Source organism: Nocardia sp. NPDC004568 (assembly GCF_040609955.1).
In the GTDB taxonomy this organism is placed as follows: Bacteria; Actinomycetota; Actinomycetes; order Mycobacteriales; family Mycobacteriaceae; genus Nocardia.
In genome coordinates this window covers 21,964-47,076 of sequence record NZ_JBEXLL010000056.1, presented here as the reverse complement: position 1 = coordinate 47,076, position 25,113 = coordinate 21,964, and the positions used below count along the sequence as shown (strand labels likewise).

At 69.4% G+C, this 25,113-nt stretch carries 12 protein-coding genes, 1 tRNA gene and 2 pseudogenes; 10 read left to right on the top strand and 5 right to left on the bottom strand.

Annotation, left to right across the window (positions count from 1 at the left end; translation table 11 throughout):
* Nucleotides 1–157: pseudogene (locus tag ABZV91_RS23005) on the top strand (IS3 family transposase); the annotation flags it as partial.
* Nucleotides 158–450: 293 nt separating this feature from the next.
* Here ABZV91_RS23005 and ABZV91_RS23000 read toward each other — a convergent pair.
* A complete protein-coding gene (locus ABZV91_RS23000; protein WP_355245203.1) occupies nucleotides 451–1,407 on the bottom strand; it encodes a ferritin-like domain-containing protein in 957 nt (318 codons plus the stop codon).
* A gap of 890 nt (nucleotides 1,408–2,297) precedes the next feature.
* Here ABZV91_RS23000 and ABZV91_RS22995 point away from each other — a divergent pair.
* From ABZV91_RS22995 to ABZV91_RS22975, 5 genes and pseudogenes are all read left to right on the top strand, one after another.
* Complete coding sequence (locus ABZV91_RS22995; RefSeq protein WP_355245200.1) at nucleotides 2,298–2,669, top strand: STAS domain-containing protein; 372 nt, start codon at nucleotides 2,298–2,300, stop codon at nucleotides 2,667–2,669.
* A gap of 2,116 nt (nucleotides 2,670–4,785) precedes the next feature.
* On the top strand, nucleotides 4,786–5,142 hold the full coding sequence (locus tag ABZV91_RS22990) for a hypothetical protein (RefSeq protein WP_355245197.1): 357 nt from the start codon (nucleotides 4,786–4,788) through the stop codon (nucleotides 5,140–5,142).
* A 35-nt stretch (nucleotides 5,143–5,177) separates the two neighbouring features.
* Complete coding sequence (locus tag ABZV91_RS22985; RefSeq protein ID WP_355245194.1) at nucleotides 5,178–5,735, top strand: hypothetical protein; 558 nt, start codon at nucleotides 5,178–5,180, stop codon at nucleotides 5,733–5,735.
* Nucleotides 5,732–5,905 carry a hypothetical protein gene (locus tag ABZV91_RS22980; RefSeq protein WP_355245192.1) on the top strand — a complete coding sequence of 58 codons (174 nt, stop codon included), beginning with the start codon at nucleotides 5,732–5,734 and terminating at the stop codon, nucleotides 5,903–5,905. The genes ABZV91_RS22985 and ABZV91_RS22980 overlap by 4 nt, the downstream gene beginning before the upstream one ends.
* A gap of 271 nt (nucleotides 5,906–6,176) precedes the next feature.
* Nucleotides 6,177–6,290 (top strand): annotated as a pseudogene (locus tag ABZV91_RS22975) (transposase); the annotation flags it as partial.
* A 231-nt stretch (nucleotides 6,291–6,521) separates the two neighbouring features.
* Here the strand turns inward: ABZV91_RS22975 and ABZV91_RS22970 are convergent.
* The 3 genes from ABZV91_RS22970 to ABZV91_RS22960 form a co-directional block, all read right to left on the bottom strand.
* Complete coding sequence (locus ABZV91_RS22970; protein ID WP_355245190.1) at nucleotides 6,522–6,716, bottom strand: hypothetical protein; 195 nt, start codon at nucleotides 6,714–6,716, stop codon at nucleotides 6,522–6,524.
* Between the two features lie 682 nt (nucleotides 6,717–7,398).
* A tRNA-Arg gene (locus ABZV91_RS22965) sits at nucleotides 7,399–7,471 on the bottom strand.
* A gap of 76 nt (nucleotides 7,472–7,547) precedes the next feature.
* Nucleotides 7,548–9,008: an NAD(P)/FAD-dependent oxidoreductase gene (locus tag ABZV91_RS22960; protein WP_355245187.1), complete on the bottom strand. Its 1,461-nt coding sequence runs from the start codon at nucleotides 9,006–9,008 to the stop codon at nucleotides 7,548–7,550.
* 571 nt (nucleotides 9,009–9,579) lie between these two features.
* On the opposite strand from ABZV91_RS22960, the gene ABZV91_RS22955 reads away from it, so the two are divergent.
* Nucleotides 9,580–11,217, top strand: a complete 1,638-nt coding sequence (locus ABZV91_RS22955; protein ID WP_355245184.1) for a long-chain fatty acid--CoA ligase — start codon at nucleotides 9,580–9,582, stop codon at nucleotides 11,215–11,217.
* A 67-nt stretch (nucleotides 11,218–11,284) separates the two neighbouring features.
* Here ABZV91_RS22955 and ABZV91_RS22950 read toward each other — a convergent pair whose 3' ends face one another.
* On the bottom strand, nucleotides 11,285–11,677 hold the full coding sequence (locus tag ABZV91_RS22950) for an SCO5389 family protein (protein ID WP_039828431.1): 393 nt from the start codon (nucleotides 11,675–11,677) through the stop codon (nucleotides 11,285–11,287).
* Between the two features lie 517 nt (nucleotides 11,678–12,194).
* On the opposite strand from ABZV91_RS22950, the gene ABZV91_RS22945 reads away from it, so the two are divergent.
* The 3 genes from ABZV91_RS22945 to ABZV91_RS22935 all read left to right on the top strand — a co-directional run bounded on the left by ABZV91_RS22945 (nucleotide 12,195) and on the right by ABZV91_RS22935 (nucleotide 24,983).
* Entirely contained in the window at nucleotides 12,195–13,025 is an 831-nt protein-coding gene (locus tag ABZV91_RS22945) for a M23 family metallopeptidase (RefSeq protein WP_355245181.1), read from the top strand.
* Between the two features lie 74 nt (nucleotides 13,026–13,099).
* Entirely contained in the window at nucleotides 13,100–14,083 is a 984-nt protein-coding gene (locus ABZV91_RS22940) for a LuxR C-terminal-related transcriptional regulator (RefSeq protein WP_355245179.1), read from the top strand.
* 253 nt (nucleotides 14,084–14,336) lie between these two features.
* Nucleotides 14,337–24,983, top strand: coding sequence for an amino acid adenylation domain-containing protein (locus ABZV91_RS22935; protein WP_355245176.1), 10,647 nt, complete (start codon nucleotides 14,337–14,339; stop codon nucleotides 24,981–24,983).
* Nucleotides 24,984–25,113 lie beyond the last annotated feature (130 nt).

The window sequence follows — 25,113 nt, the reverse complement described above, 5'->3', positions numbered from 1 at the left end:
GATCACCGCCGACCGGCTCATCGACGAACTCGACCGCCTCGCCGCGACCCGCGGCTACCCGAGGGCACTGCGCTGCGACAACGGACCTGAGCTGGCGTGCGCCGCGATGGCCGATTGGGCCGGTGAACGGGTCGGGCTGGCGTTCATTCCGCCTGGTCAAAGCCGGATACGCTGCCACCTGTATCCACCGATAACCGACTCTCACTCCCGGTGGACCACATCACGGGGACCCGTCAAGACGGGATCGCCGTAGTATCAGCCGAATTTCGGGCGGACAGCGTAGCTGCTGGTCAGTGGGGTGCGGGAGGCGCCGCCACCGCATCGAACCTCACTTGAAACCCAGCGTGCCTCGTCGCTGTCCCGCGCTGAATCATAAGGGTTACGGCGCCAGCTGCACGGTCGTGCTTGTTCGACGGTCCCGTGCACCGAGGAGGTCCTTGGCCGAACTGCTCAGCTGATACCGCCGACTTGTTTGGCGATGGTGGCGAGTCGGGTTTGGGCGGCCGAGACGACACCGCTGCGGTTTTTGTGTGTTTCCTCGTAGGTGATGATCGTTCGGATGTCGGTGGGTTCGGTCAGCTCCTTGACCGCGGCGACGGCCTCGTTGACGTTCAGCTCCTCGTAGTCGTCGATGGGTAGCTCGTCGACGACGCCGGTGGCGGTGCGGATCGAATGCAGGACACCGGCGGCCGTGGCGGCGCCTTCGCGGCGGGTGACCTGCTCGGCGGTCTCGAGCGCGGCGTCGCGGGAGGCGGTGAGGGTTTTGACGGCGACATCACTGGCCTGGCTGCCTTGGGTGAGGAGGTCCCCGACCGCGGGCGGGGTGGCCCGGACGGTGTCGAGTACCCGGTCCAGGCCGCGGGTGGACCAGGTGATCGGGAGGTTGACCAGTTTCACTGCGGTGCCGGCGGCCGCCTGCAAGGGTGTGCGGCGCAGTGCGGCCGGCCCGCCGAGGGCGTCCTCGGCCAAGACGGTGCTCAACCAGTCCACGGTCGCGGTGTGTGCGGCGATCAACCGCTCCGCCAAGGCCACCACACCCGGTTGTTGGGCGGCGGTGGCCAACACCTTGAGGTATCGGGCGCGGTCGAGGAGCTGGTGTTCGAGGGCGAGGTCGCCGAGCAGGGCCTCGTCGAACGGCTGGGCCTGTTCGACCAGCGCCTTGACCACGGCGGCGGCCCGACCGAGGAGAGGGCCGGTCAGCTGCGGCACACCGCCGAGGTCGCGCAGGGCGGCCTCGATGGTCTCGGCGCGGGCGCGGGCGTTGTCGGCGTTCTCGGACAGCTCCCGGCGCACCGCATCGGTGCGGGCCTGCGCCATCCGGGTTTCGGCGGTCTGGATCTCGGTATTGGTCAGAGCGAGGACGGCACGCAACTGTGCCCGCAGAGTCATGGTGGCGAGGGTGCTCATACAGAACTTGTCCTTTCTACGGGTGAACGGCATCGAGTCGGCGCAGGACACGCCGACACTGCGACTACCCACAGAATCCAGCGGTAACCCGATCCTTGACATGTCTGCCCCGGCAGACATCGCATCCAGCGTGTCACCGGACGGTCCCGGGTGGGGCTGCGAGCATGAGCGTCCATGACCAGGGTGAAGAGGAGGACCGCCATCCAGAGCGTCTGCACGTCCATCCGTGCGGCCGGTGCGCACACCTCGAGGCGAGAGGGTGGTCTTGTCACGGCAGTGCGAGCCGACATCTGGCGTCGCCGCTACCCACCGGCGAGCGTGATGCAGGCCCTGGATACCGAATGCGGGCACCCGGTGCGCGGAGACGACAGGCGCGTATTCGTCGGGCTGGACATCCTGCTACGCGTCCGCGGCCGGCGCTTCATCGGAGAATGTTCCGGTCCGGAAGTACTCACCTTAAGCTACGAACCCTCTCAGGCCGGGTTCGAGCACCCCGGCCGCGGTCTCTGGCCTGCCGCCCCGGTCGTGGTGGTGTCGGATCGCTCGAATCGCACCGCATCGCCGCGGGATGTGCGGTCGAAGTCCTGCTGGCCGGTGCCCCACACGGCCACGCTCACCTCACCGATCTGCGCGGCCTCACCGCGTACCTGGATGTCCTCGAAACGCACCGCCCTGGTACCCCGGTCCGGGTCCCGTTCCCGATCGGCCGAGCCCGAGCCCGAGCCGGGCAACGGGGACACCGAGCCGACCCCGTAATTCCGAGCCGAAATGTCACCTGACGAAAATGTCCCGCAGTGCGTGCACGCCAGCACCATTGATGTCGAGTGCTGGTGGGGACCGGTTTCGAGGGAGGCTGTCCGGCCTGGTCGTTGAGGGATAAGATTTGAAAGGTGACTGAAGGCAATGATGCGTCGTCGGTTTCCCGAGTGGAGATCGAGCATCGGATGGCCGGCGAGGTCGCGGTCATGGCGGTGACCGGGAAGGTCGATCACGCGACCGCCCACCAGTTGGTGGAGGCGGTGCGTACGGGGTTGGACTGCACCCGCGGCGGGTTCTGCGTCCTGGATCTGACCGCGGTGCAATTCCTGGGCGGCCACGGCCTCAGCGCCTTGCTCAAAGCCGCCAGGGCTGCTGAGAATCGCCAGCAGCCGCTGCGGATCGCCGTCGACCACAACCGGCCCGTGATCCGCCCGCTCGAGATCACCGGGCTGGAGGAGTTCCTTGCGCTCTACCACAGCGTCGAGGAGGCGCTACAGGCCTGAACAGGGTCTGCGGCCACCGGCCTGGCCCTCTGCTTTGTTCGGCTACGACCGCCCAGCCGAGCCCCGGCCCCCGTACCGACCCCGCCGTCGTCGACCGACGCAGCCGAAACCACCGGAACGGCGGTCGCCTGAAACTCGCCGATACACGGGATTTGACAATATCTCTGGGCCACTGGTGGGCGGAGCGACCGGAGTGGGAACCGGTGGCATCAGCTGGTAGCCGGTTTCGGCGCCGTGCTGGCGTGCATAGATCAGCCGTTGGCGTAATTACCGCACACAGGCCGCAGCTATGCGCGGTAACCCGCTACCGCTGGTTTTTCGCAGAATTGGACTACTACCCGGGAATCCACAAGTCGAGGCGCTGCACATCACGCAAGCGCCAGATCTCGGGAATCTGGACCCCACGGGGCCGTCCCGGAACGGTCACGCTGCGACTTCGTGCACCGCGGCATGGGCCCGCGCGTCGAGAACGGCCTGCAGGACCGTTCGGGGCACCACCATGTCAGACAAGTGTCCAGGCAGTGTTATCACCGCGCAAGCGTCGGCTCGATAACATTCCTGGACGAGATCGACGAACGCCGGGGGAAGCAATCCGCTCTGTGGTGTCGGCTCGTGGAAGACCGTGCCCAGCTCGTATCCGAGGGAGCTGGCAGCGGCTCGGAGCCTGCTTTCGCTCGTATCGGTATCGCGGTCGTGAAGTAGGTCATCGCGTAGATAGCCATAGGCAAGAGGCAAGAGTGTAGTCATCAAATGAGCCAGTTCTCGATCGTTCGGCCACGCAAGGCCATATTCCTGGCAGCCGGATGGACAGGTCATCGCAGGGCAACGTAGTGCGCCTGTTCGCCGGGCTCGGCAGAAGCCGAGCTCGGCCGTCGAACTTTCGGTTATCTGAATGTGTGGACGCGGGTTCTGCGCTTCCGGGCGGTCATCGCGCTGCCACCCGGAAATTTGTGCTCCGTGACCACTCGCACCGAACGACTGCCAGTCTCGGGAACGGCCACAACCTCCGAGCGACGCTGCTCGAGCTTGGCTGCACTTCGTTGTGCGCCGAAGGTTCCGTGCCCGTCCTCGGCGCGTTCGGCCGCGCGATCGAGTAGTTCTTCGGTACGGCGCCGGCGGCTCCCACCGTCGACACGTTCAAGTCTTATCGTCTAGACATGGGCCCGAATCGGTAAGAACAGTCCTTTTCCCTTCCAACTACCTACCTAAAGTCCGATTCGGTGGGTCGAAGCGATCCCAGAGCAGCTGATTTACGACCAGAGGTTCCGGTAGTAATCGCCGAAAAGCCAACAGAAATGACTTACCCGTGGTCGGGGATGTGTGCGGCGTTAAGGCGGTCCAGGCGGCTACTAGTGTCCCGGGCCGGGAATTCGTTTGCAGATTGTCGTTGGGGGTGGCGTGTCAGGGTGTACTGGGCCTGCATGCGGGCGTCGAGCAATGCGATCCGGGCGATGACACAGCCAGGCCGAGAAGATGGCCGTGGCCATGGAGACCGACCGGGCCGGGGTCGGGCCGGGTCGGGCCGGGGGCCTCAACCGGGTGGGGTTGGGAACGCTCTCCCAATCCATATTCTGGTCGTTGCGCTGGCCGGTCCGGGCGCATTGACCAGTACAGCGGCGGTCAACGCGAGTATCGAAGCGCAAAGTCTTCCACGAACCACTTGGGTGCCTTCCGGTGTCGGCAGGCGGTGGGACAGATCTGTCGAGCACACCGCAGCCTAGACCCCATCACACAGCGGTTATGCGTAAGCCCTATGAATGGTCCTGCCAAGATGCTGGACACCTGAAATCCAGGCAGAACGAGAAACCGGTCTGCGGTAACTGCTTGCGTGACTTCTCTCGCGGATGTTCCCGGACCCCCCACACCTCCGGGAGATCTGGACAACAGCCCGGGCAGAGCCTCCCTATGCCGCCGGGCTGTCGCAGGTCCGGACGCTACGCGCCCGCGACCGGACCGTCCACCCCAATGTCCCGAATAGGTCACGAATTGGTCACGGCGGTTGGCGGGCGGCCCGGCATGGGTACTTTTCTCCGTTCCGGGGCCGCGCGGCGGGCGGCAATGTTTCCGGGTAAACCCCGGGTACCACCGCGCCGGAAACGCGCGCACACTCGAAGGCATGGGTGCCGACGAGGACGCGCGCCGCGGCGAACCCCTCGCCGACGCGGCGGTCATACTCCTGGGCCTGGTGGCCCGGGCCGAGCAGGAGCGCGCCGGCGAACCCGACGGTCCTCTGGCGCAGTGGCTCGATGCCCTGCTCGTCGAGCTGTACCCGATCGCCGAGCAGGTGCACGACCTGGTGGTCGCCCGGCAGCTCTTGGGGTCGCTGGCGGCACGGACCGGGCCGTGGCCGGCCGCGGATCTCGCGGCCATCGCGGGGGTCGACCCGGCGGGTCCTCGACCGGCTCACCGTCGCCGGGATCGCCCGCTTCGAGCCTGGCGGAGGGAGAAGTATCAGGGTGCTGACCGCCGGTAACGGAAATCCTGACAGCATGAATCGAGGGGAACCCCATGGGCATACAGACTGACAGCGGGCACGAAGGCGCGGTCCTCCACCTCTTCGCCGACGGCGCCTCCGGGAGCAGCTGGGGCGCCGGCGGCCCGCTGGAGACCACCGCCGCCGACGGCCGCCGGATCCCAGCCGACCGGTGGCCCGAGCACAGCCCCGACGAGATCGTCGGCTGGCGCGCGATCTGCACCATCTACCCACCGGACCACGGGTACCGCCGATGCTGGACCGGCCCGGCCTGGACCCGCGTCGCCACCCCGGCCGACCAGGACCTCGCCGCCCGCAAGCTCTACTGGCCGGGCGGCGCGGCCTTCCTCGACCCCGAATCCGAGGACCTGATCATGGGGGACTGGGAAATCCATGTCGGGCCGGCCGAGGAACTGCACGAAGTCGGACTGGCCGCCGACGCGGTCTCCGACGCCCAGCGCACACTCAGCCAGGCCGTGCGCGCCGCTCGCGATGCCGGCGCCTCCTGGGCAGGTATCGGCCGCGCGGTCGGGATCTCGCGGCAGTCCGCGCACGAACGCTGGGCCAAGATTGTCGTCCAGGCCGAGCGATGACCGGCACAGATGCCCGGAAGGCCCTCGCGCCGGCGATACATGCCGGCGACAACGCCGACCTGGACCAGCCGTGGACCTGGGCCGCCAACGTGCGCGCCCTCGACGCCGCGGACCTGCTCGACCACACCACTGCCCGGGAACTGATCTCTGCGCCGGGCTTCCGGGGGTAGAAGCTCATCCGCCAGCAACGCCTAATGCGCCAGGGCAACCGGACAGTTACCGCGCAGTGTGCCACTACCTGCCATAACTCGTTACCGCCGGATTTCTGGCGGATGAGCCTCTACCCCGTGAGCAGGTTCGCCCGCATCGTCACCGGCCACCGCGGCCGCGACCTCGACGACTGGATGAGCGGCGCCTGCGCTGCGGTGCTACCCCGGACTCGACCTGTTCCTGCGCGGCATCGACCGCGACTACCACGCGGTCCTGGCCGGACCCTGCATGCCCTACAGCAACGGCCCGGTCGAGGGGGTGAACACGAGAACCGAACTGATCAAACGACAAATGTATGGCCGCGCCGGATTCCGGCTGCTCCGCCACCGCATCCCCCTGGCCTGAAAACCCCAGCAGCCACCACCGAAAGTGGGCCAGAGTCGTTACTGATCGATGGCCGCGATGGTGATGCTCTGGCCGCATGGCTGCGTGCCAGACCCCTGCCGCAGATCGTCTGCCGGGACCGGGCCGGCTGCTATGCCGAAGGCGCACGGCAGGGCGCCCCGGACGCGCTGCAGGTCGCCGACCGCTTCCATCTTGTGGCAGAACCTCGGCCAAGCCGTGGAGAAAGACCTCTCAGCGATCCGCCGAGCCCTTGCTGAGGCCTTGCCAGCGGCAGCTGCCGCCGAGGCCTCCAGTCGGACGCCTGCGGCCCTCGACCATCGTGAATTGAAGGTGGTCAAACGATTCCGGCATCAGCATGCCGCGGTTCACCAGCTGCTGCAGCGGGGACTGAGCAAGTCCGCGATCGGTCGCGAGCTGGGCCTGCATCCAGCGACAGTGTGCAAGTGCGAGCCCGGATGAAATCCACGTTCTTCCGGAGCGGGCGTCATAGTTTCTTCATCCCGTACCACGTTGATCCTCTCATCAGTGCTTCACCGAGTTTCTGGTTGTCGCCGGCGAGCATGACCAACTCCCGGGGTGAAGGCCGAGGCCTCAGGACAGGTGGATCTCCCGTCGGTAAACCGTCGAACCGGGCGCGCATATCTTCGAGTAGCGCTCTGTCGCGGGGACTCAAGGCGCCGATCGCCCCGCCGAGCAGGAGATCGATGCGGGATACAGTGCGCGACGGGGAACTCTCCGCCGTCGACGGCTATAACAGAATTGCGCTACACGACGCAAAGATGCGAGAGAAATACCAGCAAGTCGGGGAATAAGTCAGTTCTTCACCTCGCGTGTCAGCGGCCATAATGGATGGGATGGTGCTGGTGTCCTCGCTGGCCACGCTGAGCTGACGGGTGCCAGCCAGCTCGCCGGGTGGCGAGACCGCTGCTCGGCTTCCGGGCATCTTGTTGATCAATCGGCCGGGCGCGAAGTGCATGTCGCAGGTTCGTGACCCCAGGAATCGAACCTGCGACATCTCACCTGGGTTTTGCGTCCAGCGGCGGCCTCGCGCGGGAGCACGGTGGCCCGGAAAACGTTTTGAACTGCGATAATAGTCGGCGCAGGTTTGTGCCCTCGGCAGGATTCGAACCTGCGACACCCGCTTTAGGAGAGCGGTGCTCTATCCCCTGAGCTACGAGGGCCCGGGCCGTGGCCGGTGGGCAGAGTCTACCGGGTCACCCGCTCCGGGGCCGCATCGTGGGGAGCGGCCCGGTGCGGTCAGGCCGCGTGGCTGGTCTCGTAGTCGGCGGGGTCGAAGCGGCGGGTCTTCCAGCGGTAGAGGACCGTGGCGCCCGGCCAGTTGTTGGTGATGCGGCCGGAGGTGTTGCGGTACCAGCTGGAGCAGAAGTTCCAGGGGGTGTCCTTCAGGCGTTTCTGGAGCCAGTCGTCCCAGCGCTGTTCGGTTTCCGGGCGGGCGGACAGGCCGCGGCCGGGGTGGGTGCGCAGGTGTTCGACGGCTTGGCGGATGTAGCGGGCCTGCGCTTCCAGCATGTAGATGATGGAGCCGGAGCCGACGTTGGTGTTCGGGCCGTACATCATGAACAGGTTGGGAAAGTTCGGTACCGAGACGCCGAGGTAGGCGCGGGCGCCTTCGGCGGCCCAGGTGTCGGCGAGTTTGCGGCCGCCGGTGCCGTAGATGTTCATGGGGGCGAGGAATTCGGTGCCCTTGAAGCCGGTGCCGTAGATGATGACGTCGACTTCGTGATGGATACCGTCGGCGGTGCGCACGCCCGTGGAGGTGATCTCGGTGATGGGGTTGGTCTCGACGGTGACGTTCGGCCGGCTCAGGGCGGGGAAGTAGTCGTTGGAGAAGAGGGCGCGTTTGCAGCCGGGGGCGTAATCGGGGGTGAGTTTCTCGCGCAGGATCGGGTCGGGGACCTGGCGGGTGCGGTGGGCGTCGGCGACCTTCACCACGGGGGCCTGGACGCCCTGGAGGTCGGTGAGGGCCAGGGCCATGACCTCGAAGAACATCCACCAGCCGAAGCGTTCGGCCCAGCGGACCGGCGGCAGGTACTTGAAGACGGCGTGGTGGCGGGGGGCGTAGGCGGCGTCGGCCTTGGGCAGGACCCAGGCGGCGGAACGCTGGAAGAGGGTGAGGTGTTCGGTGATCGGCTGGATGCGCGGGATGTACTGGATGGCGCTGGCGCCGGTGCCGATGCAGGCCACGCGTTTGCCGGTGAGGTCGACGGAGTGGTTCCATTCGGCGGAGTGGAAGGCGGGGCCGGCGAAGGTATCGATACCGGGGATGTTCGGCATGGCGGGGCGGGACAGCTGGCCGACGGCGGAGATGAGGATGTCGGCGGTCAGCCGGTCGCCGTCGGTGGTGCGGATCTGCCACTTCGCGGCGGACTCGTCGTATTCGGCGTCGCTGATCTCGGTGCCGAAGCGGATGTGGCGTTCGAGATCGTATTTGCCGACCACGCGACGCATATAGGCGTGGATATCGGACTGCTCGGAGAAGCGGCGGGGCCAATCGGAGCGCGGTTCGAAGGACCACGAGTACAGCGGGGACGGCACATCGCAGGCCGCGCCGGGGTAGGTGTTCTCGCGCCAGACGCCGCCGAAGTCCTGGGCGCGTTCGAGGATGACGAAATCTTTCACGCCGGAACGCAGGAGCTCCAGTCCCATACCGAGCCCACCGAACCCGGCTCCGATGATGATGATCGACGGCGATGTCATGCTCTCAGAGTAGGTCGAACGAGGGTGCCACCGAAGAGAACGACGGTCAGTGAATCAATATTTTCGGCCATGCGATCCAGGCTGCGGACGGCGTGCGCGTGCATATGTAAGCGCGCGCTCGCATCATCGGCCGTTACCGGCGCGAGTGGGTGAATCCGGTGGTCGACGGCCTTTCGAGCTGCGGATATTCATCCCATCAATGGGTCATGAACCGGGCTCGTGTCTCGTTTGGATGTCATTTCGTTATCTGACTTGGCAGCGGGCCGGAATCCCCGTTATCACAGTGGAGTGCTCGGCGGCGATGGCGCAGTGCCGGTGGCCCGCAGGGGGCGTCGCGGGCATTGCGTTCCATCCCGCCGTCCGGCGCCGATCATCTGCCCGCCCCTTTGCCACGCTGACCAGCGCTCCCGGTGAATCCGCCCGGTTTGTGTCTACCCTCACCACGCCCGGCTACCGCACGGTAGTGTTCGGCGGTGTGATGTGAGTCATGTCCACCCCTGTGTCTCACAGGGGCGTGACCCGGGCTCACCGCGCGACCGTCCGCCGCCCAGATGAGTTAGGGGTATTTCCGATGTTGAGCACCATGATGGACGACCAGCTGTCATTGGCCACGCTGCTGCGCTACGCGTCCACCTTCGTCGGCGATTCCACGGTGTCCACCTGGACCGGGGACGGAGTGCGCACCATGACCTATCGCGAGGTCGGGGCCGACTCGGCCCGGCTGGCCAACGCGCTCACCGATCTGGGGATCGGCGAGGGCGACCGGGTCGGCACGTTCATGTGGAACAACAACGAGCATTTCCTGGCCTATATCGCGATTCCGGCCATGGGGGCGGTGCTGCACGCGCTGAACATCCGGCTCTCGGCGGAGCAGTTGATCTTCGTGGCGAACCATGCCGAGGACCAGGTGGTACTCGTCGACGCCAGTCTGGTGCCGCTGTTCGTCCAGTACCTGCCGCATCTGAAAACGGTCCGGCACGTGATCGTGGTGAACGGCGACGCCGCCTCGCTGGCCGCGCCCGAGGGCGTAACGGTGCACGATTACACCGAGTTGCTGGCGAAATACCCGGCGGAGTTCGACTTTCCGGTGCTGGACGAGCGCTCGCCGTCGTCGATGTGCTACACCTCCGGCACCACCGGCGATCCGAAGGGTGTCGTCTACTCCCATCGGTCCAACTGGCTGCACGCCATGCAGGCGACCACGCCCTCGTCGATGGGGACGCGCAACGACGACACCATGCTCGCGATCGTGCCGCTCTTCCACGCCAACGCCTGGGGCCTGCCCTACACAGCGCTGCTCACCGGGGCGAATCTGCTGATGCCGGACCGGTTCCTGCAACCCGCGCCGCTGCTGGAGATGATGGCCGCGGTGAAACCCACCTTCGCGGCGGCGGTGCCGACCATCTGGGGCGGAGTGCTGGCCGCGCTGGAGGCGCATCCGCAGGACATCACGCATCTGCGTTCGGTGGTGGTGGGTGGTGCGGCCGCGCCGCCGTCGATGATGAAGGCGTTCGAGCAGAAGCACGGGGTGCGGGTGGTCCACGCCTGGGGGATGACCGAGACCTCACCGCTGGGCAGCGTGGCGCAGCCGCCGCAGGGCGTGACCGAGGAGGAGGCCTGGGCCTACCGGGTCACCCAGGGGCGGTTCCCGGCCGCGGTGCAGGCCCGGCTGGTCGGCGACGACGGAAATGTGGTGCCCAACGACGGCAACTCGCTCGGCGAGGTGGAGGTCCGCGGGCCGTGGATCACCGGTTCCTACTATTCGCCCGACGGGGTGGAGGTGGACCCCGGGAAGTTCGACAACGGGTGGTTGCGCACCGGCGATGTGGGCAAGATCAGCCCGGACGGCTACCTGACGCTGGTCGACCGGTCCAAGGATGTGATCAAGTCCGGCGGGGAGTGGATCTCCTCGGTGGATCTGGAGAACGCGGTGATGGGTCATCCCGCGGTGGCCGAGGCGGCGGTGATCGGTATCCCCGACGAGAAGTGGGACGAGCGCCCCCTGGTGGCGATCGTGCCGGCCGAGGGCGCGTCGGTGGAACCCGCGGAGCTGCGCGAATTCCTCGCGGATCGTTTCGCGAAATGGCAGCTGCCGGAGTACTGGACCTTCATCACCGAGGTACCCAAGACCAGCGTCGGCAAGTTCGACAAGAAGCGGCTGCGGGCCCAGCACGCGGACGGCGAGCTCATCGTCACGACCGTGCATTGAGTCTCGGGGCCGGTTGCCGGCCGGATGCGCGGTCCCCGGCGCAAATTCGCGCCGGGGACCTGCCGGATCAGCAGTTACGTAGTTCCGGGCTCTGGTTGAGTAGCTGGTTGCGGGGGCTGATGAAGCGGCTGTAGGTCTCGCCGCCGACGGCCGATAACGGGAACGCCGCCACCCGGTGGCAGTTCTGGAACGCCAGTTTGACGCCGAAGTGCCGTTCCAGGCCGCCCCGGATGGCATCCGAGGCCAGCGCGCGCAGCAGCTGGCCGCGCGCCGTCTCGTCCGGCGGGGCCACTTCGTTGTCGGCGAATTCGGCGGTGCCGGAACCGAGTTCGCCGGCGACGCGACTGACGACCTCCCACGCGTACGGCAGCGAGTTGCGGACGCATTCGACGAATTCGGCGTCGGTCACATCTCCGCGTTCGGCACGTTCCAGCAGAGCGGTGGGGACATCTAGGGACACGGCGACCTCCTGGGTCAACTGGTCTTGCGGCTGATGGTGCGGAAACCCGCGTGCAGATCTGCCGGGCCGAGTCTAATCGAAATTGGTTGTCAATAGCAGTGGATTGGTCGTGAAAGTCGTTCGAACGGTGCGGCTTTGGTGGTAGCCCGCGCATTGCTGTGCCGGCGTGCTGCCGCTGCGGCGGCGAGGGGCAGGTGCTTTCGCGTGCCGGTGCGCGGGATTTGCCGGGGGGTGACCGCGCCTGCGCGGGCTGCTGTGAGAACCTCGCAAATATTACGAAAAAGACAGTGTTCACAACTGGGCGCGAGCACTGTATTACCCGTTTGAGCTGGTCTTTTTCCGGAAAGGTTGCGATATGATCACGGGCCGGTAGAGTTACCGTCACAACGGATGCCGAAACGTTACGTTCACCCCGGCTCGAGTAGCTGGATCCGTGCACGGCGTTCGACCCTGATGACCGGATAGCGAGGACGGACCTTTGGCACACCATCGATTAGGCCCCAGCTCCATCACCGTTATGAGCCTTGTCGGTGACGATGTGCAGGTCCGCCCCCGCCGGCACCGTGCCGCCGCCACCGCGGCCGAAAAGGTCCGCGCCGCAGCCGGAGCCGCTGTCGCGGCCGGCGCCTTGATCGGTACCGCTTCCCAGCTCGCTCCCGCCATCGCCTACGCGACACCGCTGCTGCCCGGCGGTGGTGACGAGGAGGCCGTGAAGGCCGAGCCGGTCACGCCCGCCGCGGACGCGTCGCCCGCGGCCGCCGAGCGGATGGCGCAGGGCGCGCCGGTCGCCGATGCGCAGTCCATGCCGGTCCAGGCCGCCCCGATCGCCGCGCCCGCGCCGGTGGCCGCGCCGTTCGGCCTGCAGAATCTGCCGCCCGAGGTCGCCGCCCCGCTCACGCAGGCCGAGCAGACCCTGAAGCAGTTGCACCAGCAGCTCGCCCCCGCCGCCGCGGTCCGTCCGGTCGCCGGCGTCGTCAGCTCCACCTACGGCAGCAGGTGGGGAGCCATGCACTACGGTATCGACTTCGCCGATACACTCGGCGCGCCGATCAAATCGGTTGCCTCCGGCACGGTGGTCGAGGCCGGTCCGGCCTCCGGCTTCGGAATGTGGGTCCGGGTCCTGCACGACGACGGCACCACCGGCGTCTACGGGCACGTCAACGATATCTACGTCAGCGAAGGACAGCGGGTGAACGCGGGTGATGTGATCGCCACCGTGGGCAACCGCGGGCAATCCACCGGCCCTCACCTCCATCTGGAGATCTGGGACCAGGGTGGTAACAAGATCGATCCGATGACCTGGATGGTGTCCAAGGGGGTGCCACTGGAGTGGGGACCCTCGCACTGAGATCGACAGAATCGCTCGACCGCCCCGTCCTTGCCACCCCCGCGGGGTTGCAGGCAGAACTGCGGACGCCCGGCATGACCGAACTGGCCGATATCTTCGAACCCGACTCGATCCACGGGCGCGTGTACGCGGCTCTGGTACAGCGGCCGCGTTCGGGACTCGCCGATATCGCCCGGCACACCGGACTCTCCGAGACCGTGGTCGAGAACGCGCTCGGCGATCTGTGCGGACTGCGTGCCGCGATCCGGCTCACCGAGCCCGACGGCACCCCGCGCTGGGACGCCCAGGCGCCGGAATCGCTGTCCGAAGCCGAGGCTCGGCGGCGACGCCAGGAGATCAGCACCATGCACGCGGCCGCGGCCCGGCTCAGCGAGACCTTCCGTTCCGTACGGCGCTCGCAGGGCTGGAACGGGGTGATCTCGCCGGTCTTCGAGCGGGCCGAACTGCTCGCCGACTTCGAGTCGCTGCACGCCAACGCCGAGAGTTCGGTGAAAATGGTCGAGCGCAGCCCGCATATCAGCGACGCCGAACGCGACAGCCGGATCGCCGAACTCAAACGGTCCCGGATGGCCGAGGGCGTGCGATATCGGATCCTCTACCAGGACACGATCTATCAGGACGCGGACCGGCTGCGGCACACCCTGGCCACCAATGCCCGTGGCGCGCAGGCGCGCACCCTGCCCGATCCGCCGTTCAAGCTGATCATCGCCGACGACGAACGCGCCAGCCTGGTGCTGCACACCGACGAACGCCGGCCCGACCCGATGGCGCTGCGGATCAACGGGTCACCGCTGCTGGATATGTTGATCCGCAGTTTCGATGTGCTGTGGACGCTGTCCGCGCCGATCTCGGTGCAGCCCGAAGCCGACGAACTCGACGAACGCGACCGGGCGATCCTCACCATGATGGGGATGGGCGCGACCGACGATACGATCGCCCGCCGGCTCGGTATGTCGCGGCGCACCGTGGTCCGGCGCACTGCCCGGCTGCTGGAGCGGCTCGGTGCCAGCACCCGTTTCCAGGCCGGGGTACAGGCGATTCGGCGCGGTTGGTTGTGAACCCGGGCCTCGGCCGGGTCCGGGCGAGGGCGGCCGGGCTCGTTCGTTCGGCCTAGCCGTGGAACCCGGACGGCGGCAACCTCCCGGCGGGGCGTGAGGGCCATCGGTCGTGGCTCGTTCCCCGGGCGGCGACCCGGGGCAGTCCCGAATATGATGGCCACACCGCGCCGGCCCCGGTCCATATGCCCTTCCACCCCCGCTGGGTATGTGAGGGGCCGGGACCTGGCTCGATGCGAGAGGTGAACGCACCCGAATGCACACTGCCCGCCGTCCTTCTCACGGTAGTCGACGGCGTCGTTCGGGAAGCCCGCTGTTCGCCCAGCTGCTGACCGCCGCCGTCGAATCCGCCGCCACGGAGGTGGCGATCCTCTTCAACCCCACCGGCGACCCCGCCCACCAGCGCGAGATCACCTACCAGGAGCTGGACGAAGGATCCTCACGACTGGCCCGGGAACTGATCGAGCGCGGGATCGGACCGGGCGACGTGGTGGCGATCGGGCTCGCACGCAGCCCCGAATCGGTGCTCGCGATCTGGGCGATCGCGAAAACCGGGGCCGCCCATGTGCCGATCGACCCGGGCCTCCCCGGCGATCGGATCGACCGGATCGCCGCCGGTTCGGGAGCCGCCCTCGGTCTCACCACCTCCCGGTACCGGACCGCACTCGGCCGGTCCCTGTACTGGATGGAACTGGACGACCCGGTGCAGGCCGAACGAATCTCGCGACGGGCGCGGCATCCGATCTCCTACGCCGACCGGGTCCGCATGCTCGACGCGCGCCATCCCGCCTATATCGCCTACACCTCCGGGCCGGGCGGGGAACACACCGGCGTGATCGTCCCGCACAGCGGACTGGCCCCGGTGGTCACGGCGGCCGCCGACCGGTACGGCATCACCAGCGATTCCCGGGTGGCCCATATGTGCTCCCCGGACGTGGACCTCTCGGTACTGGAACTTCTGCTCACCTTCACCTCCGGCGCCACGCTGGTGCTGGTCCCCGCGGGTACACCCGACGGCCGGCACCTCACCGGCCTGCTGGCGCGGGAACAGGTCACCCATGTGCTCACCACGCCGGCGGCACTGGCCGCCGTGGACCCGGCCGAGCTCACCGATCTCCAGGTCGTCACCGCCATCGGCGGCGCAGGCGATTTCGACCCGATCGGCCGGTGGGCGCACGAGCGGAACTTCTTCACCGGTTACGGCCGCATCGAGGCCGGCGTCCTCGCCACCGGACCCGGCACGACAGCGCCCGGGGCCCCGATCACGGTCGGCACCGCCCTGACCGGATCCGGTCTCTTCGTTCTCGACACCCGGTTGCGGCCGGTACCCGTCGGGGTGGCGGGTGAGCTCTACCTGGCCGGGCCTGCGCTGGCGCACGGATATCTGGAGCGGCGCGCACTCACAGCGCAGCGTTTCGTCGCCGCGCCCTTCGGCGCCGAAATCGGCCACCCGGGCGCCCGGATGTACCGCACCGGTGATCTGGTGCGGCGGATCGTCACACCACGCGGCGAAGAGATCGAATATCTGGGCCGCATCGGTTCTCGGGTAGTCGGACGGGGAGAGGTTCCGCGGTCGGACGGCGGGCTCGGACCGGGAGTGCTGCCGGAACGTTCGTATGGATTCGACGGGGAAGCGGCCGCGCCGACTCCGAGGGGCGGGGCGGAACGGGGAACTCCGGCCGCGAACGGGTCCGGGCCGGGGCCCCTTCCCGAGCCCGGTCATGGTGGCCTGCGGGAGAGCGGACGTGCGGCGGCGTCGCCGGGGGACGCTCCGCCTTCGGGACGCGAGGGCGGGCGTGGCGTCCTGCCGCAGCGCCGGCGCGAAGCGCTCCCGGTGGCTCCGGCCCGGCAGCCCGATCAGGGTGTGCTGCCGGGATATTCGCGGGAGGTCGGGGCCGGGTCGGTTCCGGGGGTGTCGGCGGGCGAGGCCGAGCATGTTGTGTTGGCGCAGCGGTCGCGTGGGCTGGGTGGGGCAGAGCCCGCGGGGGCGTCGGCCGGCGAGGTCGATCGGCCTGTGCTGCCGGGATATCCGCGTGGACTCGGGATCGGGTCGGTTCCCGGGGCGTCGGCGGGCGAGGCCGAGCATGTTGTGTTGCCGCAGCGGTCGCGTGGGCTGGGTGGGGCAGAGACCGCGGGGGCGACGGCGGATGAGATCGAGCGTGCTGTGCTGCCGACACGCTCGCGGGGACCCGTGGGGGAGGCGCTGCCGGTTCGGGGCCGCGAGTCCGACGGAGGTGGGTTGCCGCGGACTTCCCCCGGGTTCGAGAGCAATGATTCCGCGTCGGTTCCGGGCCGGGAAACCGGTCGAGGTGGGCTGCGAGGATCTGGGCATGGAGTCGGGGTGCCGCCGGTTCCGGGTCGCGAGTTCGGTGGCGGTGGCATGCCGGGAACTTCGCTCGAGTTCGGTGGCGGTGGGGTGCCGCCCGTGTCCGGTCGCGAGTTCGGTGGGGAGGGATCGCCGGGAACCTCGCGCGAGCTCGGGGCTGCCGGGGCGCCGTCGGTTTCGGGTCGTGAGCTCGGCCGGGGCCGGCCGCCGGGAGCTGGGCATGGTGTGGGCGGTGGGGTGCTGCCCGTTTCCGGTGGGCGGCCCGGTGGGGGTGGGTCGCCGGGGGCTTCGGTCGAGTTGGGGGCTGCCGGGGCGCCGTCGGTTTCGGGTCGTGAGCTCGGCCGGGGCCGGCCGCCGGGAGCTGGGCATGGTGTGGGCGGTGGGGTGCTGCCCGTTTCGGGTGGGCGGCCCGGTGAGGGTGGGTCGCCGGAGGCTTCGGTCGAGTTGGGGGGTGGAGGGGTGCTGCCCGTTTCGGGTGGTGAGTCCACTGGAGGTGGGTTGCCGGGGACTTCGGCCGAGGTGGGCGGTGATGGGGTGTTGCCCGTTTCGGGTGGTGAGCCCGGTCGGGTTGGGTTGCCGGGAACTTCGGCCGAGTTGGGCGGCTCTGGGGCGCAGCCGGTTTCGGGTCGTGGGTTCGGTCTGGCCGGGTTCCCGGAGGCCGTGCCCGCACCCGGGCCCGGGGAGATGCCGCCGGCTCGGGGATTCGGGCCCGGAGCCCTTCCACGAAACGGAAGCGAGCCGGGTCACGGAGAGATTCCGCAGCGTGGGGACGGCGCGCCGGCCCGGAGCGCCTTGCCGCGACGTTCGCGTGGGTTCGGGGAGGAAGCGGCCGCGTCGTCCGTGGCGGGCGAGGCCGTGCGCGACGCCCGGCCCGGATACCGGCGTGCGGACAGGCAGGGGGAGAGCCCGGTGCCTTCGACCCGCCGGGCCGCGCCCGGCGCCCCGCCGGAGGACCGGCGCGACCTCCGCGAGGAAGCGATCGTGCCCGTTCCGGCGGAGCAGCCCGGACACCGGGCCCGGCGTGGGTACGCGCCCGGGTTCGGACGGCCCGAGACTCCGGCGATCCCGGCCGACGGTATCGGTGCCGTGCCGCCGACCCCGATCCTGGCCGAATACTTGGCGGGGGGCGTGCATTCCGGCTTCGCGCAGACCGCGGTACTGGCGCTACCGAAGGGAATCGACCGGGCCTGGACGGCCGCTGTCCTCGGAGCCGTGGTCGAGCGGCACGATATGTTGCGGGCGCGGCTGGTGGCCGAAGACGGGCAGTTCCGCTGGGAGGTTCCCGACAGCGGTCCTATCGGGGAGAGCTGGCTATCGGCCGAGGTCGAGGTGCCGGCGGGGACCCGCCCGGCCGAGGTCGCCGCGATCGCCGGATCGACGATGCAGACGACGGTGGCGCGCCTGGACCCGCTCGGTGGCCGGATGGTGGCCGCGACCCGGCTGTGCCGCCCGGGCGCCCGCGACGCCCTGCTGCTCGCCGTGCATCGCTACGTGATCGACAGTGTGTCCTGGCGGATTCTCCTGGCGGATCTGGCCCTGGCCTGGTCGCATGTGGCCGTGCGGCGGCGTCCCGAACTGCCGGCTGTCCCCGCCTCGTTCCGGCGCTGGGCGCAGGTAGCGGCCGAATCCGTCGCGCCGCGCGACACCGAACTCGCCCATTGGCGGGAGGTGCTGGCCACCCCGGACCCGCTGCTCGGCGATCGGGCGGTCGACACCACCGTCGATACCCACGCGTCGGTGCACCGGTTCGCGGTGGAGGTGCCAGCGGACACCGCCGAGGTGGTGCTGACCGAAGTGCCGGCGCTGTACCGGACGAATCCGGAGGCTCCGTTGCTGGCCGCGCTGGCCCTGGCGGTGCGGAACTGGCGGTCCCGCCGTGGGGTGGACTGCGCGACCACACGGGTCCGGCTGCACGGCGACGGACGGGTGGAATCGGTGCTGCCCGCGGCTGATCTCACCCGTACCGTCGGCTGGTTCGATACGGCATATCCGGTGGCCCTGGATCTGTCCGATATCGATCCCCGGGCGGCGCTGGCCGCGGGCCCGGTGACCGCCGCGCTGCTGCGTGCGGTGAAGGAACAGCTGGTGACTCGCCCGCGGCCGCTGGGTTTCGGGTTGCTGCGCCGGTCCGGCGCCGGTGAATTCGACGGGCCTGTGGCACAGATCGGCTTCGCCTGGATGGGCCGATTCGCCGCCGGCGTGCCGTCCGGTGACGACCAGGCCTGGCGGCCCATCGGTGAACTCGGCGGGTTCCGGACGGCATTCGACCGGGACATGCCGGCGGAGACGGTGATCGATATCGAGGCCGTCGCCGGCGGGGACGGCCGGATCACGGCCTCGTTCGCCTACGCCGTCGATATCGTCGACGAGCCGGCGGTCCGGGAGCTGGCCGACGAATGGCTGGCCGCCGTCAATGCCATCGCCCGGCATACCGCCGACCCCGCGGCAGGCGGGCCGACTCCCTCGGATCTGCCGCTGGTCCGGGTCGGGCAGCCGGAACTCGATACCTGGCGCGCGGAGTACCCGGGCCTGGTCGATGTGCTGCCGCTCGCTCCACTGGGCGCGGGACTGTTCTTCCGTTCCCACCTCACCCTGGATGGCCCGGACGACTACGTCATGTTGTTCGCGGTCGAGCTAGGGGGCGTCATAGATTTGGACCGGTTGCACCGGGCCGCGCAGGGGCTCGTCGACCGGCATCCGGTACTGCGCACCGCGTTCGTGACGGCCGCCGACGGGTCGCCGGTGCAATTGGTGAGCGAGGCCGTCACGGTGCCGTGGCTGGTGGCCGACGGCGTCGGTGACTACGAGATCCCGGAACTGCTGGAGAACGAGCGGCTCACCCGGTTCGCCCTGGATACCGCGCCGTTGCTGCGGGCCACGGTGTATCGCACGGTATCCGGCCGCACCCACCTCGTGCTGGCCGCGCACCAGCTGCTCTTCGACGGCCGGTCGGCGCCGATCCTGCTCGCGGATCTGCTGACCCTCTACGCCCGCCACGGTGACCCGGCGGCGCTGCCGCAGCCTCCTGCCTACCGGGAGCATCTGGGATGGCTGGCGCGACAGGACACCGCGGCCGGCCGGGCCCGCTGGGCGGAGGCGCTGCGCGGTGCCCGGCCCACCGCGCTCGCGCCGGTGCTCGCTCCCCCCACGCAACCGGAGACCGGTATCGGGAAGGTCGATCTCGCGCTCGGCGATGCCGAGACAGCCGCCATGGCGGCGTACGCGGCCGCGGCCGGGGTGACGGTCGAGACCGTGGTGCAGGCGCTGTGGGCGCTGCTGCTGGCGGGGCTGACCGGACGCCGGGACATCGTGTTCGGGGCCGTGGTGTCCGGTCGTCCCGCCGGGCCGAGCGCGGCGGACCGGACGGCCGGGCTGTTCGCGAATACCCTGCCGATGCGGGTGCGTTTCGAGCCCGGGTGGACGGTGCGGGAGCTGCTGACCCGCATCCGCTCCGAACAGGACGCCCTGCGCGACCATCACCATCTGAGCGCCGCCGAGACCGCCCCGGGTGCGGCCGGACTCTTCGACACCCTGCTGGCCTACGACCCATACCCGGTCGGCGCGGCGCGACTGCCCGGAGCCGGCGGCGGCCTGGACGGACTCGAGGTGCTGGAGCTGACCTCCCACGTCCACACCCACTATCCGGTGACACTGGTGGCGGAATCGGCGGACCGGCTGCTGCTGCGGCTGTGGTACCGGCGCGAGCTCATCGCCGAATCGGCGGCCGGCGCCCTCTCCGTCCTGCTGCACGCACTCGTGGGTCAGCTGCTGGCGGTGCCCGCGGAGCTGGGGCCCACCCCGGCCGCGGATTGGTGGCGGCCGCCCGGCGTGCTCGTCGGCCGCGCCGAACTGCCCGCCGATCGGCCGCGCCCGGCCACCCCGTCCGGGCGGTGCGGTCAGGTGACGCGGGAGCTGAGCATCGATCTGCTCGATGCGCTCAACGATATCGCGACGCATCAGGAGACGACCGCGTTCACCGTGATCCAGGCGGCGCTGGCGATTCTGCTGGCCCGGCTGTCGGGGCATCGGGATATCGCGGTCGGCGCGTTCAGTACCCGGCAGGCCGGGGCCGGATTGTCGGTATTGCATACAGATCTGGATCCGGCGCTGCGCTTCGACGAGCTGCTCGGCACCGCGCGCATCGCCGGTGGTGCGCTCTTCGAGACCGGGGGTCGCGGCACCGAACGGCTGGGGCAACTGATCGACACGGTGCGCACGGCCGCCGGGCAGCCGCCGTTCCGGGTGCTGCTGGCCACCACCGACGCGCCGGCCCGCCTGCCGGAAATGCTCGACCTGCGCGTGGACCTGCTGGACACCGGCGCCGAGGCGCGGCTGACCTTCACCTACAGCAGCGACCTGTTCGACGCGCCCACACTCGGCGACCACGCGGACCGGTTGGTGCGGATCCTGCACGCCGTAGCCGCCGACCCGTATCGGATCGTGGGCGATATCGATCTACTCGCCCCCGGCGAACGCGATCTGGTGCTGCGGGAATGGAACAGCGGCGGGGTCCGGGTACCGGCGGTGACACTGGTCGACCTGATCGAGGCCCAGGCCCGGCTGCGGCCGCGCTCGCCGGCGGTCCGGTGCGGTGGGGCCGTGCTGAGTTTCGCGGAACTGCTGAGCCGGTCGTATCAGGTGGCACGTGCCCTGATCGCGGCCGGGGCGGGCCCGGAAACACTGGTGGCCGTGGCGGTGCCGCGGACCGAGGACTTGCCGGTCGCGCTGCTCGGCGTGCTGCTGTCCGGTGCCGGTTACCTGCCGATCGACCCCACCGGTCCGCGAGAACAGGCGGAATCCGTTCTTTCCGACTTCTATCCGGTCGCCGTCCTCACCACCGCCGCCGAGCGTGACGCGATCCCGGCCGTGCACGCGCCGGTGATCCTGCTCGCCGATACCGTGAACCGGTCCACCGAGCCGGTCACCGATGCCGACCGCCGGGCGCCGCTGCGCCCGGACAACCTGGCCTATGTGGTCCACACCTCCGGCTCCACCGGTGTCCCCAGAGCTGTGGCGGCGGCGCACCGCAATGTGGTGGAACTGTTCGCCAACACCCAGCTGCTGTTCGAATTCGACGACACCGATGTGTGGACCCTGTTCCACTCGATCGGCTTCGACTTCTCGGTGTGGGAACTGTGGTGCGCGCTGGCCAGTGGCGGGTCGGTGGTGGTGGTCGACGGGCCCACCGCGAGCTCACCCGAAGAGTTCCGGGAACTACTCGTCCGCGAACGGGTCACCGTGCTCAACCAGACGCCCTCGGCCTTCTACCGGCTCGCCGAGGCCGACCGGCTCGCCCACACCGCCCGCGCGCTCGCCCTGCGCTATGTGGTGTTCGGCGGCGAGGCGCTGGACCTGCGCCGGCTGCGGAGCTGGTACGAGCGGCACGGCGGACCCGAAACGGACGGTCCGTGGCTGGTGAACATGTACGGCCTCACCGAGACCACCGTGCACGTCTCCTTCCTGGCACTCGACGAGAAGCTGGTGGACAATCCCGCCGGCGTGATCGGCCGTGCGCTGCCCGGTCTGGACGCGTTCGTCCTCGACGAGCGTTTGCACCCGGCGCCGGTCGGGGTGCCGGGCGAGATCTATGTATCGGGACGGCAACTGACCCGCGGCTACCCGAACAGCCCGGGCCTCACCGCCACCCGCTTCGTGGCCGACCCGTTCGGCGCACCGGGCTCGAGGATGTACCGCAGCGGTGATATCGGCCGCTGGGCCGCTTTCGGTGGTCGCGCCGACCTGGAATACGCCGGTCGCGCGGACGCGCAGGTGCAGCTGCGGGGGTTCCGGATCGAACTCGGTGAGGTCGAGTCGGCCCTGCTGCGCTGCCCGGGGGTTGGCCGGGCGGTCGCGCTGGTGCGTACCGACGCGGTGGCCGGAGAGCGGCTGCTCGGTTACGCGGTGCCTGCCGCGGAGCAGGAGGTGGTGCTCGACCCGGTACTGCTGCGCGAACAGGTCGCCGAGTTCTTGCCCGAATATATGGTTCCCGAGGCGCTGGTCGTCGTCGAAGAACTGCCGCTGACCGCGCACGGAAAGCTGGACCGGGACGCACTGCCGGTTCCGGCGGTGGCCGGCCGGGCGCCCTACACCGCCCCGGCGGGCCGGGTGGAAACCGTGGTGGCGGAGGTGTTCGCCGATCTGCTCGGTGTCGAAGATGTCGGCGCCGAGGACGATTTCTTCGTGCTCGGGGGTAATTCACTGACCGCCACCCGTGCGGTGGCCCGGATCAACAAGGCGCTGTCGGCCGAACTCGCGGTCCATGAGCTGTTCGAGGCGCCGACAGTGGCCGCGCTGGCCGCGCGAGTGGTCCCCGCGGTGCTCCCGCCGGTGGAACGACCGGTCTTGGCGCGGGTCGATCGGCCCGAACGAATCCCGCTGGCGCCCAGACAGTATCGGTGGTGGCCGGGCGACCGGCTCGCGCCGGATTCGGCGGCCCACAATATTCCGCTCGCCATCGGACTCAACGGCGCGCTCGATACCTCCGCGCTGCGCTACGCCCTGTCCGATGTGCTGGAACGGCACGAGGTGCTGCGCACCCGCTATCCCGGCGGTCCGGACGGTGTGCCGTATCAGGAGATCCTGCCGGTGGCGCAGGCGCTGCGCGGCGGCCTGGAATCGGAGGACACCGCGGACGCTCTCGGCCGGATCAGCGAATTGCTCGCGGCCGGTTTCGATGTCACCACCCAGGTGCCGGTGCGCGGGTTGCTGCTCACCACCGGCCCCGACCGGCATGTGCTGGCGCTGGTCGTGCACCGCATCGCCGCCGACCCGGCCTCGCTCGCACCGCTGGCGCGCGATCTGATGACCGCGTACCTGGCCCGCGTCGGCGGGGAATCGCCGCGCTGGTCACCGCTGTCGGTCCAGTACGCCGACTATGCGATCTGGCAGGGTGCGGTACTCGGTGCCGGTGCCGACGAGAACTCGGTCGCGGCAGCGCAATCGGGGTACTGGCGCGACCGGTTGCGCGGCGTGCCGGCGGAGCCGGGGCTGCCGCTGGACCGGCCGCGTCCGGCGATGCCCTCGCTGCGCGGTGGCACCACGGGTTTCGCCGTACCCGCCGAAGTACACGAGGGACTGGACCGGCTCGCCCGGGATCGCGGCGCCACGCTGTTCATGGTGTTGCACGCCGCGGTGACGGTGCTGCTGCACCAGCTGACGGGCGCGGAGGACATCGCGGTGGGCACCCCGGTCGCCGGCCGGGGCGAGCGGGCGCTCGGCGACCTCGTCGGAATGTTCGCCAATATTCTGGCCTTGCGTTCGCGCGTCGACACCGCCCGGCCGTTCGCCGAACTGCTCGATGAGACACGGGATGCCGACCTGTCGGCGTTCGACCATGCCGAGATCCCGTTCGAACAGGTCGTGGAGGTCGTGGCGCCGGATCAGGTCACCGCGCGCAGTCCACTGGTGTCCGTACTGCTGGCGGTGGGCGACGGAGAGCAGCTCGCGCTGAAACTGCCGGGCCTGTCCGTGTGGTCGCTCGATTGCCGGGAGCTCACCGCCACATTCGATCTGCGGGTGGATATCGATCCCGGCCGCGATGCCGACGGTGCGCCCGCGGAGCTACACACCGTACTGACCTATCCCACGGATCTCTTCGACGAAGAGACGGTGCGGTCGTTCGGCCACCGGCTGCGGCGGATCCTCACCGCGGTCGCCGCCGACCCCTCGGTGGCGGTGGGCGATATCGGCCGTTCGGAAGCCCCCGAGCGTCCGCGCGCACTTTCCCCCGCCGAGCAGTCGGTACCCGCCGCGACCGCGGGCACCGCGCTGGCGCAGACCCTGAGCGCTTCGGTGGAGGACGATCCGGACGGTCCCGCGGTGGTGTGCGGCGAGACGGTGGTGAGCTATCAGGAGCTCGACGCGCGGTCCTCACGACTCGCGCGGGTGCTGATCGCGCGCGGATACGGGCCGGGTACCGGCCTGGTGAGTGCGCTGGAACGCGGAGTGGACGCGGTGGTGGCGACCTGGGCGGTCCTCAAGGCGGGCGCCACCCTCGTGGCCGCCGACGCCGTGGAGGTCGCGACGGCCGCGGACCTGGTGGTCGCGGCCGGACTGGCCGTGGGCGGGGCACCGGCCGCGCCCGACCTCGAATGGCTGCTCCTCGACGATCCGGTGCTCGCCGCGGAGATCGCCGCCGAATCGCCACGCCCGGTCACCTACGCGCACCGGGCGCGACCGCTTCGCGGCAGCGATCCGGTCGTGGTGGACGGTACCGGCCGGCAGGTGAGCTACGACCAGCTGGCCACCGCGGTGAACCGGGTGCACACCCGCACCGGCCTCACCTACGAGGCCAGGACCTACCGCGCCGGCCGTGGCGACAGTGCGTCGGCGGTACTGGAAACAGTGGCCGCCGGCGCCGCGGGCGCCTCGGTGGTGCTGCTTCCGGCAGCGCGGCCGGACGCCACCCCGGCGGGTGAGTGGATCACGCATCTGTGGTCCGACGGTGCCGGTCTGGCGGTCCTCGACCCCGGCGCCCTGGAGGACCTGACCACGCTCGTCCTCGACGAGCAGGAGGAGCCGGGCCGGGCCTGGTCCGGCATCGGGACGGTACTGGACCTGCCCACGCTCCTGAGCTGAGCGGGGCCGGGACGATTTCTTGCCCGCCGCGGACTGTTTCGGTGCCGTGAGGCCCGGACGTGCCGCCGGGGCCGGATTTCGCGGGGTGTAGCTGTGCGCGGCCTCGACCGGTAACCTGCCGGGTGCCATA

Coding starts and splice junctions, on each gene's coding strand:
- ABZV91_RS22935 (WP_355245176.1), top strand. CDS start 14,337: ATGCACACTGCCCGCCGTCCTTCTCACGGTAGTCGACGGCGTCGTTCG.
- ABZV91_RS23000 (WP_355245203.1), bottom strand. CDS start 1,407: ATGAGCACCCTCGCCACCATGACTCTGCGGGCACAGTTGCGTGCCGTC.
- ABZV91_RS22940 (WP_355245179.1), top strand. CDS start 13,100: ATGACCGAACTGGCCGATATCTTCGAACCCGACTCGATCCACGGGCGC.
- ABZV91_RS22990 (WP_355245197.1), top strand. CDS start 4,786: ATGGGTGCCGACGAGGACGCGCGCCGCGGCGAACCCCTCGCCGACGCG.
- ABZV91_RS22960 (WP_355245187.1), bottom strand. CDS start 9,008: ATGACATCGCCGTCGATCATCATCATCGGAGCCGGGTTCGGTGGGCTC.
- ABZV91_RS22955 (WP_355245184.1), top strand. CDS start 9,580: ATGTTGAGCACCATGATGGACGACCAGCTGTCATTGGCCACGCTGCTG.
- ABZV91_RS22985 (WP_355245194.1), top strand. CDS start 5,178: ATGGGCATACAGACTGACAGCGGGCACGAAGGCGCGGTCCTCCACCTC.
- ABZV91_RS22980 (WP_355245192.1), top strand. CDS start 5,732: ATGACCGGCACAGATGCCCGGAAGGCCCTCGCGCCGGCGATACATGCC.
- ABZV91_RS22970 (WP_355245190.1), bottom strand. CDS start 6,716: ATGCAGGCCCAGCTCGCGACCGATCGCGGACTTGCTCAGTCCCCGCTG.
- ABZV91_RS22945 (WP_355245181.1), top strand. CDS start 12,195: ATGAGCCTTGTCGGTGACGATGTGCAGGTCCGCCCCCGCCGGCACCGT.